We start from the raw sequence: 14,357 nt of genomic DNA, 5'->3' as shown, positions 1-14,357 counted from the left end.
TCCTTTGACGTTGGGCACCGGCTGCTGCCTGTGCCCAACGTCGGGTGCTTACCGGACGTGGATGAAAACCGGTCCGGATCCAACGTTTGCGCTGAAGACCACGGTGTCGTTGCCGTTGAAACCGCCATGTACGGCCATGCCGTTTCCGGCGTAGACAGCGATGTGTGCCATTCCTCCGCCACCATCGGCGTAGTAGATGAGGTCGCCGGGCTGGGCCTGGGAGGCAGGCACAGTGTCACCGAGGGACAGGTACCCGGCGGGCCAGTCGTGGAAGTGGATGCCGACGGCGGCCAAGGCGTTGGTCACCAGCATCGTGCAGTCCTGGTGGACGCCGAGCTGGGCGTAGGCGGCGGAGAGGATTGCGGCACCCTTGCCGCTGGCGGAAGCCTGGGCTGCAGGAGCGGCCGGGGCGGCGGCGGTGGCAACCTTGGCCGTGACCTTGGGGGCGGCAACGGGCTGGGCAGCGGGCTCCGCGGCGGGAGCAGGGGCAGCTTCCTGCACTTCAACCTGGGGCTCCGGCTCGACGACGGGGGCCGGCGTGGTGGTCACAGCGGGCTTCTCAAAGCTGATGGCAATGGTGGAAGCAGCGGAAATCGGGGCGTCGATCGCGGATTCAACTTCCAGCGCGGAGGCGGGAGCGGAGTCGCGCTTGACGTTTGCATCGGCGGCGTTCGCCGCAATGCCGCTGGTCAGGACCAGGCCGGAAGCAGCGGCAATGACGGCGGCCTGGCGGCCCATGCCGCCGGCGTTGTCGCTGACAGCTTTGGCAATGACAGCGATCGAGTTGGTCTTGGTGACCTCGGCGCGGTGCCGTGCGGTAGCACGAGTCGTCATCAGTTCTCTCTTTCGTTTTCCTTGCGACCGCGTGTAGGCAGGCAAAGGGTCATAGACGCGCCGGCATCTTGGGGGTACGCCGGCGCGTCCCGAACGGGGATGTGGTTTCTAGCGGAAAAGCTTTGGGCAAAGAAATAGCCCTTGGAGCTTGGAGCCCAAGAACTATTTGTTGAGGTGGTAGTACGACGAGGTACCGGTGGCTGCAGGCGAGTGAAGCAGCGTGCCCTGTGAGGGGTTGAGTGCGCTGATCATCATGCCGTTGCCGACGTAGATACCAACGTGTGCGCCGCCGTTCTGGACAACCAGGTCACCGGGCTGCGGGGCGGAGGTGGGGCTCATGATGCTCCACGCGTTAGTGCGGGGGATGCTGATGCCGGCCTGCGCGTACACCCACTGCACGAAACCGGAGCAGTCCCAGCCGGTGACGGGGCTGGTGCCGCCCCATACGTACGAGTGGCCGATGCCGGTGTAGGCGATGGCTGCGATGCCTGAGGTGGCTGCGGAGGATACGGTCTCGGCGGTCTTGGTGACCGGGGAGACGTCCTGGCCGGCGGCAGCAGCAGTGGCGGCGCCGTTTGCCGTGTCGGTGGACTGGGTACGCACCGCTTCCACCTTTGGAGCAGCGGTGGTCTTGACCACGGGACGCTCGAAGGAAACCGTGGCCGTGGGGGCAGCGGTGACGGCGAGGGCCGTCTGGGCCGAACCGGATTCGGTGGAAGCTGAGACACCGGCAGTGGTGTCTGCAGCGGTGGCCGGCAGGCCCATGCTCAGGATGAGGCCCGACGCGGCTGCCACAACGGCAGCCTGGCGGCCTACGGTCCCGGCATTTGCACTCACGGCCTTGGACACGGCATCCAAGGGGTTGGTGCGAACCGTTTGCGCACGGTGGCGCGCAGAATTATGGCGTGAAGACACGAAGGTAGCCTCTCCCAATGCCTGCGAGGTGAGCTGTCGGATTCGGATGGGAGTCACCCGGCCACGCTGCTTCCTGGGAAGCTTGTGACTTAACCCCAAGGCCTTCTGAATGAAGGCCGAAATTGGTTCCCCCGCCCCTGCCAGACGATGAAATGCGAACGGACCTTGAGCGGTGGCAGAGTTAGGCAATCCACTCAAGAGCGTCAACTTCGGAAAAGTTGACGCGAGTTAGACGGTACAGCAGTTTTGCTTCAATGTCACATTCAGGTCACGGCGGGTCACGGCGATCTGAGAGTAAACAATCATTCGGTTACAGCCAGCCCATGGGATCGACCACTTCGCCGTTGACCTGGACCTCGAAGTGCAGGTGGCAGCCGGTGGACGCGCCGGTGGTGCCGCTCAGGGCCACAACGTCCCCGCGGGACACGGTCTGGCCCACCTTGACGTTGAAGGATGACAGGTGGTTGTACGTGGTTTCCAGCCCGTTTCCGTGGTCGATGACCACCCGGTTTCCGCCGCCGAACTGATGCCAGCCCGCGAAGGTCACGGTGCCGGTGGCGGCCGCCAGGACGGAGGTCCCGCACTGCGCCACGAAGTCCTGGCCCCGGTGGAAGTCACCCGAGCCCCCGGTAATGGGGCTGACCCTGTAACCGAAGGGGGAAGCGGTGACAAGGGAGGCCAACGGTGCGGCCAGGGTGCCGGCTGACGCGGCGCGCGTAACGGAGCCGGCCGACTGCGCACTGAGGAGTTGCTTCAGCTTTCCGTCCGGGTCCGCCTGGGTCACCACTGCCGAGCGACTGAAGTCGATCTGGGCACCGATATCGGCGGAAATCTGGGGCTGGGGCGTGACGGAGGAGGCTGCCACCGGGGCGCTGCCGGCGGCGTCAGTGGCCATAACGGGACTTGTGGCGGGCACTGTCACGGTCAGCACCAGGCCGGTGGCCGCAAGGGCAATGCCGGCCTTCTGGCCTATGCCGCTGGCGGCGGCAAACTCCGTCATCTGGCGGAACGGACCCCGGCGGCGGCGGGCGTCGCGATGGAGGTCGCGGGGACGCTCCGCTGCGGCAGCTTCGACAACCCGCGGTGCCGAAGGGGGGCCGGCAGCACGGCGGCGTCCCCGGGGGGTCTGCATGGTCAAGAAGGGTTCCTCTCTGGAAAAGCCTGCGGAGTTAGCTGTCGGATTCGGGTCAGAGAGATCAAAGACCCGGCCCGCCAAGGGCAAGCTTCTGCGCAGGGGTATTCCCGGAAGAATCCTTCACTGGAGAGGCTTGCTGCTGACGGACTTCACCCCAAGGCAGTCCCCCGCTGCCGGTTGTGGTTCCCCCGCCTCTGCCAGTAACGACTCGTGCACCTGATCCGCTGGCAGAGCTCGGCTCCGGATCAGGTAACGCTTAAGTTTCAACGACTGGTTCTACTATAGGGGCTTAAGACCCTTGGTAACAATTCCGTTATCTTTGCGTGGATGGGCAGGCCCGGGGTATGGAAGTCCCGCTTCACCCCTGCTTGATGGCCACGAAGACATGCGCGGCCACCTCGGGCGGAAGCTCCAGCGCTCCTTCAATCCCGGCCACCCGCACCGAGATGTAATCGCCCACATGTTCCAGGGTCACGGCAGCGCCGGGCCGGATTCCTCCTTCGTCCAACTGCGCCAGCAGTTCCGGCTCCACTTGGATCGGTTCCGCGAGGCGGCTGATAGTCACGCCCGACGCAGGCCCGTAGCTCTTCATCGCCTCCAGCAGGCTGATGGCACCGTCACCAAAGCCGGGGCCCGGCTGGCCGCCCAGCGCGGCAAGGCCGGGGATGGGGTTGCCATACGGGGACTCGGTGGGGTGGTCCAGCATCTCGTAGATGCGCCGTTCCACCCGCTCACTCATCACATGTTCCCAGCGGCAGGCTTCGTCGTGGACGTAGGCCCAGTCCAGCCCGATGACGTCGGCCAGCAGGCGTTCGGCCAGCCGATGCTTGCGCATCACTTCGGTGGCCCGCTTGCGGCCGGTGTCCGTGAGTTCCAGATGCCTGTCGCCGGAGACCACAACGAGCCCGTCGCGCTCCATCCTGCCGATGGTCTGGGACACAGTGGGGCCGGAGTGGCGCAGTCGCTCGGCAATACGGGCCCGTAGGGCAACGATGTTTTCTTCCTCAAGCTCCAGGATGGTCCTGAGGTACATCTCCGTAGTGTCGATCAGATCCGTCATCCAGCTCAGCTCCTCGGGCGCAGTACCTTGCCTTGTCCCACCGTATCGCCTCTTCCCGCGAGGTAGTCCGGGGGAAAGCTTAGCCTATTTTGACTTTGTCCGAATAGCCGCGGCCCAGGGGCACCATCAGGGTGCATACGCGGAACACTTGCACGCGCGGCGCGTTGTCTCAGTGTCTGGACTTTGCGGCTGCCGGTTCCCGCCCGCCGCTGCTGTTCAGGCAGAATGGGAAAGGCCTATGGCACAGCCGCCGCCCGGCTGCCGGCCACCACAACCCGCCCGTCCGGACCAAAGCGTTCGTCCCCGCCGAATTGGAGCACCTGTGAGCGACACCAGCATCACGATTCCCGCCGACCTCCTGCCCAAGGACGGACGGTTCGGGGCCGGCCCGTCAAAGGTCCGGCAGGAACAGATCGATGCCCTCGCCGCAGCATCCAAAACCATCCTGGGCACCTCGCACCGCCAGGCCCCCGTCAAGAACCTGGTGGGGTCTGTCCGTGAAGGACTGACCCACTTCTTCCGTGCCCCTGAGGGCTATGAGGTTGTCCTTGGCGTTGGCGGCTCCACTGCTTTCTGGGATGTCGCCAGCTTCGGCCTGGTGGAGAAGAAGGCCCAGCACCTCTCCTTCGGCGAGTTCGGATCCAAGTTCGCTGCGGCCACCAACAAGGCCCCGTTCCTGGAAGCCTCCTCGATCATCAAGTCCGAGCCCGGCACGCGTCCCGCGGCACAGGCCGAGGCCGGCGTGGACGTTTACGCGTGGCCGCAGAACGAAACCTCCACCGGCGTGGCAGCCCCGGTCCAGCGGGTTTCCGGAGCCGACGAGGGATCCCTGGTTTTGGTGGACGCCACCTCGGCGGCCGGCGGCCTGGACGTGGACGTTGCCCAGAGCGACGTCTACTACTTTGCGCCCCAGAAGAACTTTGCCTCCGACGGCGGGCTCTGGCTTGGCTTGTTCTCCCCCGCAGCACTGGAACGGGCCGCCCGCATCAAGGCCAGCGGCCGCTGGATCCCGGACTTCCTGGACCTCCAGACCGCCATCGACAACTCGCGGCTGAACCAGACCTACAACACGCCGTCGCTGTCCACGCTGGTGACCCTGGACGCCCAGGTCCAGTGGCTGAATTCCAATGGCGGCCTGGACTTCGCTGCCGCACGCACTGCCGATTCCGCCGGACGCATCTACAGCTGGGCCGAGGCCTCTGATTTCGCCACGCCGTTCGTGGCCAAGCCGGAGGAGCGCTCCAACGTCATCGCCACCATCGACTTTGACGAATCAATAGATGCCGCGGCGGTAGCCAAGATCCTGCGTGCCAACGGCATCGTGGACACCGAACCCTACCGGAAGCTGGGCCGCAACCAGCTGCGCATCGCCACCTTCGTTGCCATCGAGCCCGGCGACGTCTCGGCCCTGCTCTCCAGCGTCGACTACGTTGTGGGCGAGCTGCGCAAGTAGGCCCTAACGACACTTAGGCCCTGTCCAGCGGCAGGCACGCTTAACGTACGACGGCGCCGCCCGGGTTTGTCCCGGACGGCGCCGTTTTCGTTGTGCCCGGCAGAGGGCGGGGCCGGTTTCCCGGCGAAGGTGAGGCTAGGCTCCTGCCTGCGCTCCGTCGTCGTCCGCCGGTTCCCCTGGCTGCCCTGATTCCTGCGGGCCAGCGTCGCCTGCCGCTGTTTCCTGGGCTTCCGGCTCCTGCGCTACCGGCCCGCCGGCGTCCGCGTCGTGCCCGCCAACCTCAGGCTCCTGCGGCTGTTCGTCCTCGGGGCGGACCCGTTCGGCCCACGGCACCCACTCCGGGGCGAGGATGGAATCCTCGGACGGCAGCAGGCCCAGCTCGTTCACGGTGACCACCTTGGAACGCGAGTTGCGGGTCAGCACCGCGTACCATTGCCAGCCCGCATAACCTGCCAGGCGGGACTCGAACAGGTGGGTCACCAGCCGGTCGCCCTCGCTCTTGGCCGCAAGGTGGGCCCCGATGGTGGCGGCCGGCGTGATGCCCTCCACCGCTGTGCGGGCCGCGTCAACAGCCGCGGCCAGGAAAGCGTCAGGCTTGCCGGTACGCCATACGGGCACGCCTGCCTTGCGCTTTGGCGGAGTCTTGGCAGCCTGCTCCTGCACTGGCGCGCCCGGCTGTTCAGATTGGGGATTCATGGGCGCCTAAACGTCCAGCTCGTCGGCAACCTTGCGCAGGGCGGCGGCAATGGCCTTGCCCTTGTTGCCCTCCGGGTACTTACCCTTGGACAGAGTCCCGGACAGGTTGTCCAGGACGGTCACCAAGTCCTGCACCAGCGGGGCCAGGTCCTTGGCACTGGGACGCTTCGCCTTGGCAATGGACGGGGTCTTGTCCAGCACCCGGAGGCCCAGGGCCTGGGCACCCTTGCGGCCGTCCGCCACGCCGAACTCCACCCGGGTGCCTGCTTTCAGCTCCGTTACCCCTTCGGGCAGCGACGACTTGGGCAGGAAGACCTCCTGGCCGTCTTCGCCCGCGAGGAACCCAAAGCCTTTGTCCTTGTCATACCACTTGACCTTGCCGGTAGGCACGTAATCAACCTTCTTCGTTCTGCTGTCATGAGACGCGGCCGCCTGCCACCGCATCCGCATTGTTGTGCGGGTTCAAGGTATGGCATGCGCAAACCGCGTTGGTCTGTATCCTTCAAGGTTATCCTGCCGAATGCCTGATTACGCTTCCTGCAGCACTGTTCCGCCCCAGGCGCAAGGGCGCCGGAAGTGTTTAACCGCGCCCATGCTGCCGCTGTAGCGTTACGTCCATGACTCCCTCGCGTTACCGGCGGCCGCTGATGGTCCTCGCCGCTGTTATTGCCGTGCTGTCCCTCATCGCCGTGGGGACGGTCATGGCGCTTGCCTTCGCCGGGTCGGTGGCACCCACATGGGTAACCTACTCTGCGTTGTACGGCCTCCCGGCGGCCTTCATCCTGATGCTCCTGGTGGTCCTGGACGGCGTTGCCGCCCGCCGGCGAGCGGGAAAGGCCGGGCGGCGGTAACGTTGGACTGATGTCCCTCATTCGCGCGCTCGGCATGGAACTGGAGGCACGCAGCGATGATTCGCTGCGCGCATTGTTCGCCGCGCGGCCGGACCTCATTTCCCCGTCGGTTCCGGACTTCGCGGCGTTGGCGGCGCGCGCCAGTTCCCGTGTCAGCGTCCAGCGCGCCCTCGAGCGGCTGAACCGGCCCCAGATGCAGGTCCTGGAAACCCTGCATCTCTGCACCAACACCGACACAGGGCACAGCGCCTCGGCCGAAGGCCTGCACCAACTGATCAGCGGTTCCTCGCTTGCAGTTGTTGAGCAGATCATCGGCACCCTGCAGGAGCTTGCCTTGGTCCACCCGGCCGCTCCCCCGCACGGCGCCCCTGCCCCGGCCGCCGGCCAGCACTTCTTCCTGCCGGTGGGCGCGCTTAAGGACGTGGTGGGCATCTACCCGGCGGGGCTGGGCCGAAGCTACACGGAGCTGGTCCGGCTCCAGCCGGCCTTCGCCCAGCGGGCGGTCCAGCTGGTCGCCGAACTGCACCGCAGCGGTTTCCCAATCCACGGCGCCACCACTCCCATGGAGGCAGCGCTGGCACTTCAGCACTGGACATCGTCCCCGGAAGCCCTGCGGGACATCCTGGCCAAGGCGCCGGAGCGGACGACGGCGCTGCTCGCCAAGTTCCGGAATTGGGCCATGGGCGCCGTCCCCCAAGCGCAACGGAAAGCCTCGGTCACCACGGAAGGGGCCGACGTCGGGCCTGTGGACTGGCTCCTTGCACGCGGGCTGCTGGTGCCGCTGGATGCGGCGCACGTGGAGCTGCCGCACAGCGTGGGGCTGGCCCTGCGCGGCGGGGCCATCATCAACGACTTCACCCTTGCCCCTCCGGTTGCCGAGCTCGGCCGCACCACCGCTGCGCTGCGGAGGAATGCAGCACTGAGTGCTATTTCGGACACCCTCCGGCTGGTCTCCGAACTGTTGCACGCGGTGGGGGCGCAGCCGCTGGCCACGTTGCGGAGCGGGGGCGTGGGGGTCCGCGAGCTGCGACGGCTCTCCGAACAGCTGCGCGTTGACCAGGGCGCGGTGGGCCGGCTGCTGGAGCTGTGCGGCCTGGCCGGGCTGATCCGCCTCGACGTCGATTCCTCATCATGGGTGCAGCCGCCGGAGCTGGAGTGGCTGGTCCTTCCACGGCAGGAACAATGGCTGTGGCTGGTGAACGCCTGGCTGGCCAGCGAGCGCGTACCCTCCATGGTGGGCCAGCCCGTCAATTCAGCGCCCGGTGCGGCGGCCGCCCGCCCGGCCTCCGGCACCACCATCGCCGCACTGTCCGCCGGGGCGCAGCGCCCCGATGCCCCGGTGGTTCGCAAGCGGATCCTGGAAATCCTGCTTGAGCTGACGCGCGAAGCCGAAGATGGCGATGGTGGCGCGCCCGTCCTTGATGCCGCGGCGGTGCTGCAGCGCGCCGAATGGTCCCAGCCGCGGATGGCCCGGCGGTTCAGTTCCCTCATCCGGGGCGTCCTCGCCGAGGCAGAAATGCTGGGCCTGGTGGGCTCTGGGGCCTTGAGCCAGCTGGGGAGCGCCTTCGCGGAGGACCGCCCCGACGCCGCCCTGGCCATTCTGGGCGAACACCTGCCCGCGGCCCTGAACCACGTGCTGCTGCAGGCTGACCTGACCGCGGTTGCTCCCGGATACCTCTCCCCTGCGCTGACGGAACAGCTTCTGGTGATGGCCGACGCCGAGGGGCAGGGTCCTGCCACCATTTACAGGTTCTCCGCGGAGTCGGTCAAGCGCGCATTGGACCGCGGCTATGACGCCGCAGGCCTGCTGGCGTTCCTCCGGGAGCATTCGGCCACGGCGGTTCCCCAGCCGTTGGAGTACCTGGTGGAGGACACCGCTTCCCGGCACGGCAGGCTGCACGTGGGCCAGGCTGCGAGCTTCATCCAAAGTGAGGATGAAGCGGCGCTCACCGACCTGCTGTCCGGACCGAAGGCTGCCCAGCTGGGCCTGGTCCGGCTGGCCCCCACGGTTGTGGCGTCGTCGGCGGCGCCCCGTGAGCTTGCCGCCGTGCTCCGCAGCCTGGGCCTCTCCCCGTCCGTGGACGGTGCCGATGCCGCCGCGCACCTCCGCCGCACCGCCGCCCCGCAGGAGAGCCTGCGCCCGGTGTATACCGCCCCATGGATGGCGCCCGCGGCGGAGGAGGTGGAAGCCCAACTGGACGTCCTGCGGCAGGCCGGCGCCGCCGTCGGGCACCACTCAGGTGCCGCGGCCGGCAGCGAGGTTGCCACGCAACTGGGACTTGAGGCGCTGCAAAGGGCCATTCGGCTCAAGCAGCGGATCAACATGAACGTGGTGGACAACCTGGGGAATGCCAGCCTGGAAGTTGTTGTTCCGCTATCTGTGAGCGGGGGCAGGGTCCGCGTGTTCGATCCCGCAAAGGACACCGAACGGGTCCTGTCCGTCCACCGCATCATCGACATCGAGGCCGCAGAGGAACTGCGCCAGTAAAGGATTCCCGCGCGTGACCGACGGACCCCTGATCGTCCAAAGCGACAAGACCATCCTCCTCGAGGTGGACCATGAGCTGGCCACCGAGGCCCGGCACGCCATTGCGCCCTTTGCCGAGCTGGAACGTGCGCCCGAGCACATGCACAGTTACCGGCTCACCCCGCTGGGGCTGTGGAACGCCCGGGCCGCCGGGCTGGACGCCGAAAAGGTGCTGGACGCGCTGCTGAAGTACTCGCGTTTCCCGGTTCCGCATTCGCTGTTGATCGACGTCGAGGAAACCATGTCCCGGTACGGCCGGCTGCGCCTCGAAAAGGACCCGCGCCACGGATTGGTCATGCGCACGGACGACTACCCCGTCCTCGAGGAGGTGATCCGGGCCAAGAAGATCGCCCCACTGCTCGGGCCACGGATCGACGGCGAGACCGTCGTGGTGCACGCCTCCCAGCGCGGCCAGCTCAAGCAGCTGCTGCTGAAGCTCGGCTGGCCGGCTGAGGACCTGGCAGGTTACGTGGACGGCACCCCGCACCTGATTTCGCTCAATGAGGACGGCTGGCAGCTCCGGCCATACCAGCGCCTGGCCAGCGAAAACTTCTGGGCGGGCGGCAGCGGAGTGGTGGTCCTGCCCTGCGGCGCCGGCAAAACCCTGGTGGGGGCCGCGGCCATGGCCACCGGTTCCACCACCACGCTGATCCTGGTCACCAACACCGTCGCCGCCCGGCAGTGGAAGGATGAACTGCTCAAGCGCACGTCCCTTACCGAGGACGAGGTGGGTGAATACTCCGGCGCCCTCAAGGAGGTGCGGCCGGTGACCATTGCCACCTACCAGGTGCTCACCACCAAGCGGGGCGGCATCTACCCGCACCTGGAACTGGTGGACGGCCACGACTGGGGGCTGATCATCTATGACGAGGTCCACCTCCTTCCGGCACCGATCTTCAGGATGACCGCAGACCTGCAGGCCCGGCGGCGCCTCGGGCTGACTGCCACCCTGGTCCGGGAGGACGGCCGCGAGGGCGAGGTCTTCAGCCTGATCGGGCCAAAACGGTACGACGCGCCCTGGAAGGACATTGAGTCCCAGGGCTACATCGCGCCGGCGGACTGCGTCGAGGTCAGGGTGGACCTGCCAAAGGACGAACGGGTTGCCTATGCCATGGCTGACGACGCGGACAAATACCGGCTGTGCGCCACCTCCGAGTCGAAGACCCAGGTGGTGGAGGAACTGGTGGCCCGGCACTCGGGTGAACAGCTGCTGGTGATCGGCCAGTACATCGACCAGCTGGATGAGCTCGGCGAGCGCCTGCAGGCACCCGTCATCAAGGGCGACACGTCCGTCAAGGTACGGCAGAAGCTCTTTGATGCATTCCGCGCCGGGGAGCTGCAGACCCTGGTGGTGTCCAAGGTGGCCAACTTCTCCATCGACCTGCCTGAGGCCTCGGTGGCCATCCAGGTCTCGGGCTCTTTTGGGTCCCGGCAGGAGGAGGCCCAGAGGCTGGGCCGGCTGCTGCGGCCCAAGAAGGACGGCCGGGCGGCCCGCTTCTACTCCCTCGTGGCACGGGACACCCTGGACCAGGACTTCGCGGCCAAGCGCCAGAGGTTCCTGGCCGAGCAGGGGTATGCCTACCGGATCATGGACGCCAAGGACGTGGCCGCAGCGGACTAGGAATCCAGCGTGCCAAGTTGCGGTTTCGGCGCGCACACTGGAGGCATGGGAACACGAATCGTCCCGGTAGCGCCCGGGCCCGGCCAGGAATCGGTGTGGGACTATCCCCGTCCGCCCCGGATCGAAGCCAGCAGCGAGCGCATCCGCATCGTCCTGGGCGGCGAGCTCATCCTTGACACCACGGACTCGCTGCGGGTCCTCGAGACCAGCCATCCGCCGGTGTACTACATCCTTGAGTCAGCATTTGCCGCCGGCGCGCTGGAACCGTCATCGGGCAGCAGCTTTTGCGAGTTCAAGGGCGCGGCGAAGTACCTCACCGTCCGCGGCGGCGGGAAGGAAGCGGACAGCGCCGCATGGTCCTACCCGGAGCCGGCATCGGGTTTTGAGGCGCTTGCCGGCCGGGTGGCCGTCTATCCAGGCCGGATGGACTACTGCGAGGTGGATGGTGAGCGGGTCACTGCCCAGCCTGGCCGCTTCTACGGAGGCTGGATCACCAGCCGGGTAGTGGGTCCCTTCAAGGGTGAGCCCGGGACGATGGACTGGTAGGCCCAAGCGGAGCACCACCATCCTCACAACGAATATCCAGACAACTCCCAGAGACTGGGAGCATGATGGGAGCATGAACAAGAACGGTCCAGAAGCCAGGCTGCTCGTCGTCGATGATGAACCCAACATCCGCGAGCTCCTCTCCACGTCACTGCGGTTCGCCGGCTTTGAAGTGGTCTCCGCAGCCAACGGGCGCGATGCCCTGGCCGCGGCCGATACGCACTCCCCGGACCTGGCAGTGCTGGACGTCATGCTTCCGGACATGGACGGGTTCACCGTGACACGCCGGCTCCGCGCCTCCGGGAAACACTTCCCCGTCCTCTTCCTCACGGCAAAGGACGACACCGAGGACAAGGTGACCGGCCTGACCGTGGGCGGGGACGACTACGTCACCAAACCCTTCAGCCTCGACGAGGTGGTGGCCCGTATCCGGGCCGTGCTCCGCCGGACGCAGCCCCTGTTGGACGACGACGCGGTGATCCGCGTTGACGACCTGGAACTCGACGACGATGCCCACGAGGTGCGGCGCGGCGGCACTGTCATCGAGCTCTCCCCCACCGAGTTCAAGCTGCTGCGCTACCTCATGCTCAATCCCAACCGGGTGCTTTCCAAGTCGCAGATCCTGGACCACGTCTGGGAGTACAACTTCAATGGCGACGCCTCGATCGTGGAGTCCTACATCTCCTACCTGCGGCGGAAAGTCGACATCGACCCCGACGCACCGGCCCTGATCCAGACCAAGCGCGGCGTGGGCTACGTGCTGCGGACGGCTGAAAAGCGCTGACCTTGCTGAAGCGGTGGAAGTCGGCCTCGCTCAGGTCGCAGCTGGTGGCCATGATCATGGCCCTGCTGATCGTGGCCCTGACGGTGACCGGAGCGGTGACCCTGACCCTGCTCCACAGCTACCTCCAGGGCCAGGTGGACGACAAACTGAATGCCGCCGTCGACTCTGCCCGGAAACAGCGCTCGTTCACCCAATTGCAGGCACCCAACCCCATCCCCACCGACTATTCCCTGATGCTCTTCACCCCGGGTGAGCAGCCGTACACCTTCGGCGGGGACCCGGACGACCACCCGGACATCAGCAGCATCTCGGTGGAACAGGCGCAGGCACTGCAGCTGGCTCCCTTCCAGGTCCGCGGGACGGACGGCGAAAACTGGCGCGTGGTGGCGGTGACGGTCCAGAACGGCCCCACCACATCCGTTGTGGTGATCGGGCTGCCCCTGGAGAGCGTCGACGATGTCCTCAAGCATGCCACCCTGGTGGTCACCGGCGTCGGCCTGCTGACCCTGCTGCTCGCCTCGCTCATAGCCAGCTGGACCGTGTCGCGCGCCTTCCGGCCGCTGGCCAGGGTGGAAAAAACAGCCGCCGCCATTGCCGCCGGCGACCTCTCCCGGCGTGTGGAAGTGGAAAATCCTGCCACCGAGCTGGGCCGGCTGAGCAGTTCACTGAACGCCATGCTGGCACACATCGAGACCGCGTTCGCAGCGCGGACGGCATCAGAAGCAAGGATGCGCCGCTTTGCCGCTGATGCGTCCCACGAGCTGCGCACTCCCTTGGTGACCATCCGCGGGTTCTCCGAGCTCTACCGCCACGGCGCCTTGGCCACGGACGAGGACGTTGCCACCGCCATGGGCCGCATCGAAAGCGAAGCCAAGCGCATGGGTTCCATGGTGGAGGACCTGCTGCTGCTGGCCCGTCTGGATGAGCAGCGGCCGCTGCAGCAAAAGCCCGTGGACCTGCAGCTGGTTGCCCATGACGCCGTTGTGGACACCCAGGCCAGCGACCGTTCCAGGGCGATCACGCTCACGGGACTCGACGGCGGACCGGCGGCCCCGGCGCCGGTCCTCGGAGACGAGGCCAAGCTGCGCCAGGTGGTGGGCAACCTGGTGGGCAATGCCTTGCGCTACACCCCCGAGGGCAGCCCCATCGAACTGGCCGTCGGGGTGCGCCGCACCGACGGCGGCGAACGGTCCGTCATCGAAGTACGGGACCATGGGCCGGGCATCTCCGAAGACGACGCCGCCAAGGTCTTTGAGCGCTTCTACCGGGCGGACACCTCCCGGACCAGGGAGACGGGCGGCAGCGGCCTGGGGCTGGCCATCGTGGCAGCAATCGTCGGCTCCCACGGCGGCACGGTGCGGGTGCAGAAGACCGACGGCGGCGGCGCCACCCTGGTGGTCAGCCTTCCGCGACGGGACGACACGCCGGGCAATAACAGCGACGGCGGGGAGGACGCCGCTGACGACAGTACCGCCCGTGCGGCGGGCAGTGACGGATCGGTTATCCACATATAGCCGCACCGCCGTGGCTTCCGCTTGGTGCTGCTCCATAGGCTCGTTCCAGCGGCCCGGATCCCCCGGGCGCAGGACCCTTGGGGACCCGCCGTAGCGAAAGGCACAGCCATGAGCATCATTTCCGTCGACACCGAGTTACTGCAGTTGAAGTCGGCCAACGTCCAGGCCACAGTGGACCGGATCAGCGCGGACGTGCAGACCATGAAGCGGGGCCTGGATGAGCTGCAGGGCTCATGGCGGGGTTCCGCAGCCACCAATTTCCAAGCACTCGTCACCGAATGGACCATCACGCAGGGACGCGTGGAAGCGTCGCTAGCGTCCATCAATGCCGCCCTGGTGTCTGCAGCCGCCACCTACGCCCAAGCGGAGCAGGGAAACACGCAGCGGTTCAGCTGAGGCGGCCCTCCGGCAGCACGTGGCC

At 66.8% G+C, this 14,357-nt stretch carries 14 protein-coding genes and 2 riboswitches; of the genes, 8 read left to right on the top strand and 6 right to left on the bottom strand.

The annotated features are described in order from the left end of the window. Positions 1-48: 48 nt before the first annotated feature. From ACIGJD_RS03915 to ACIGJD_RS03900, 4 genes are all read right to left on the bottom strand, one after another. Entirely contained in the window at positions 49-834 is a 786-nt protein-coding gene (locus ACIGJD_RS03915; RefSeq protein ID WP_483688380.1) for an NlpC/P60 family protein, read from the bottom strand. 162 nt (positions 835-996) lie between these two features. After that, positions 997-1,683, bottom strand: a complete 687-nt coding sequence (locus tag ACIGJD_RS03910; RefSeq protein WP_483689423.1) for a C40 family peptidase — start codon at positions 1,681-1,683, stop codon at positions 997-999. A gap of 70 nt (positions 1,684-1,753) precedes the next feature. Continuing rightward, positions 1,754-1,931, bottom strand: a riboswitch (cyclic di-AMP (ydaO/yuaA leader). Positions 1,932-2,059: 128 nt separating this feature from the next. Continuing rightward, positions 2,060-2,881, bottom strand: a complete 822-nt coding sequence (locus ACIGJD_RS03905) for a M23 family metallopeptidase (RefSeq protein WP_483689422.1) — start codon at positions 2,879-2,881, stop codon at positions 2,060-2,062. Between the two features lie 10 nt (positions 2,882-2,891). Continuing rightward, positions 2,892-3,103: riboswitch (cyclic di-AMP (ydaO/yuaA leader) on the bottom strand. Between the two features lie 139 nt (positions 3,104-3,242). Beyond that, positions 3,243-3,944 carry an iron-dependent transcriptional repressor DtxR gene (locus tag ACIGJD_RS03900; protein WP_483688379.1) on the bottom strand — a complete coding sequence of 234 codons (702 nt, stop codon included), beginning with the start codon at positions 3,942-3,944 and terminating at the stop codon, positions 3,243-3,245. A 322-nt stretch (positions 3,945-4,266) separates the two neighbouring features. On the opposite strand from ACIGJD_RS03900, the gene serC reads away from it, so the two are divergent. Beyond that, positions 4,267-5,397 carry a phosphoserine transaminase gene (serC, locus tag ACIGJD_RS03895; RefSeq protein ID WP_483688378.1) on the top strand — a complete coding sequence of 377 codons (1,131 nt, stop codon included), beginning with the start codon at positions 4,267-4,269 and terminating at the stop codon, positions 5,395-5,397. A 135-nt stretch (positions 5,398-5,532) separates the two neighbouring features. Here the strand turns inward: serC and ACIGJD_RS03890 are convergent, their stop codons facing one another. Together ACIGJD_RS03890 and ACIGJD_RS03885 are read right to left on the bottom strand one after the other, a co-directional pair. Further along, on the bottom strand, positions 5,533-6,093 hold the full coding sequence (locus ACIGJD_RS03890; protein ID WP_483688377.1) for a DUF3027 domain-containing protein: 561 nt from the start codon (positions 6,091-6,093) through the stop codon (positions 5,533-5,535). 6 nt (positions 6,094-6,099) lie between these two features. Further along, a complete protein-coding gene (locus ACIGJD_RS03885; protein WP_142131045.1) occupies positions 6,100-6,483 on the bottom strand; it encodes a cold-shock protein in 384 nt (127 codons plus the stop codon). A gap of 227 nt (positions 6,484-6,710) precedes the next feature. On the opposite strand from ACIGJD_RS03885, the gene ACIGJD_RS03880 reads away from it, so the two are divergent. The 7 genes from ACIGJD_RS03880 (at position 6,711) to ACIGJD_RS03850 (ending at position 14,332) form a co-directional block, all read left to right on the top strand. Continuing rightward, positions 6,711-6,944, top strand: a complete 234-nt coding sequence (locus tag ACIGJD_RS03880; protein WP_483688376.1) for a hypothetical protein — start codon at positions 6,711-6,713, stop codon at positions 6,942-6,944. Positions 6,945-6,954: 10 nt separating this feature from the next. Continuing rightward, positions 6,955-9,432, top strand: a complete 2,478-nt coding sequence (locus tag ACIGJD_RS03875) for a helicase-associated domain-containing protein (RefSeq protein ID WP_483688375.1) — start codon at positions 6,955-6,957, stop codon at positions 9,430-9,432. A gap of 13 nt (positions 9,433-9,445) precedes the next feature. Next, positions 9,446-11,092 carry a DNA repair helicase XPB gene (locus ACIGJD_RS03870; protein ID WP_483688374.1) on the top strand — a complete coding sequence of 549 codons (1,647 nt, stop codon included), beginning with the start codon at positions 9,446-9,448 and terminating at the stop codon, positions 11,090-11,092. Between the two features lie 45 nt (positions 11,093-11,137). Further along, a complete protein-coding gene (locus ACIGJD_RS03865) occupies positions 11,138-11,638 on the top strand; it encodes a DUF427 domain-containing protein (RefSeq protein WP_483688373.1) in 501 nt (166 codons plus the stop codon). A gap of 73 nt (positions 11,639-11,711) precedes the next feature. Then, a complete protein-coding gene (locus ACIGJD_RS03860; protein ID WP_483688372.1) occupies positions 11,712-12,422 on the top strand; it encodes a response regulator transcription factor in 711 nt (236 codons plus the stop codon). A gap of 2 nt (positions 12,423-12,424) precedes the next feature. Continuing rightward, positions 12,425-13,936 (top strand): sensor histidine kinase, encoded by a 1,512-nt coding sequence (locus ACIGJD_RS03855; protein WP_483688371.1) that lies wholly within the window; start codon positions 12,425-12,427, stop codon positions 13,934-13,936. A gap of 108 nt (positions 13,937-14,044) precedes the next feature. Beyond that, on the top strand, positions 14,045-14,332 hold the full coding sequence (locus ACIGJD_RS03850; RefSeq protein WP_483688370.1) for a WXG100 family type VII secretion target: 288 nt from the start codon (positions 14,045-14,047) through the stop codon (positions 14,330-14,332). Positions 14,333-14,357: the final 25 nt, after the last annotated feature.

The organism is Arthrobacter sp. E1SS-5 (genome assembly GCF_057073715.1).
Note: the sequence above shows the minus strand (reverse complement) of the source record. Positions and strands in the feature narration are given on the sequence as shown.

Excerpts from the sequence above, each read along its gene's own strand:
- ACIGJD_RS03890 (WP_483688377.1), bottom strand. The coding sequence starts at position 6,093 with ATGAATCCCCAATCTGAACAGCCGGGCGCGCCAGTGCAGGAGCAGGCT.
- ACIGJD_RS03880 (WP_483688376.1), top strand. The coding sequence starts at position 6,711 with ATGACTCCCTCGCGTTACCGGCGGCCGCTGATGGTCCTCGCCGCTGTT.
- ACIGJD_RS03850 (WP_483688370.1), top strand. The coding sequence starts at position 14,045 with ATGAGCATCATTTCCGTCGACACCGAGTTACTGCAGTTGAAGTCGGCC.
- ACIGJD_RS03900 (WP_483688379.1), bottom strand. The coding sequence starts at position 3,944 with ATGACGGATCTGATCGACACTACGGAGATGTACCTCAGGACCATCCTG.
- ACIGJD_RS03860 (WP_483688372.1), top strand. The coding sequence starts at position 11,712 with ATGAACAAGAACGGTCCAGAAGCCAGGCTGCTCGTCGTCGATGATGAA.
- ACIGJD_RS03875 (WP_483688375.1), top strand. The coding sequence starts at position 6,955 with ATGTCCCTCATTCGCGCGCTCGGCATGGAACTGGAGGCACGCAGCGAT.
- ACIGJD_RS03865 (WP_483688373.1), top strand. The coding sequence starts at position 11,138 with ATGGGAACACGAATCGTCCCGGTAGCGCCCGGGCCCGGCCAGGAATCG.
- ACIGJD_RS03915 (WP_483688380.1), bottom strand. The coding sequence starts at position 834 with ATGACGACTCGTGCTACCGCACGGCACCGCGCCGAGGTCACCAAGACC.
- ACIGJD_RS03905 (WP_483689422.1), bottom strand. The coding sequence starts at position 2,881 with ATGCAGACCCCCCGGGGACGCCGCCGTGCTGCCGGCCCCCCTTCGGCA.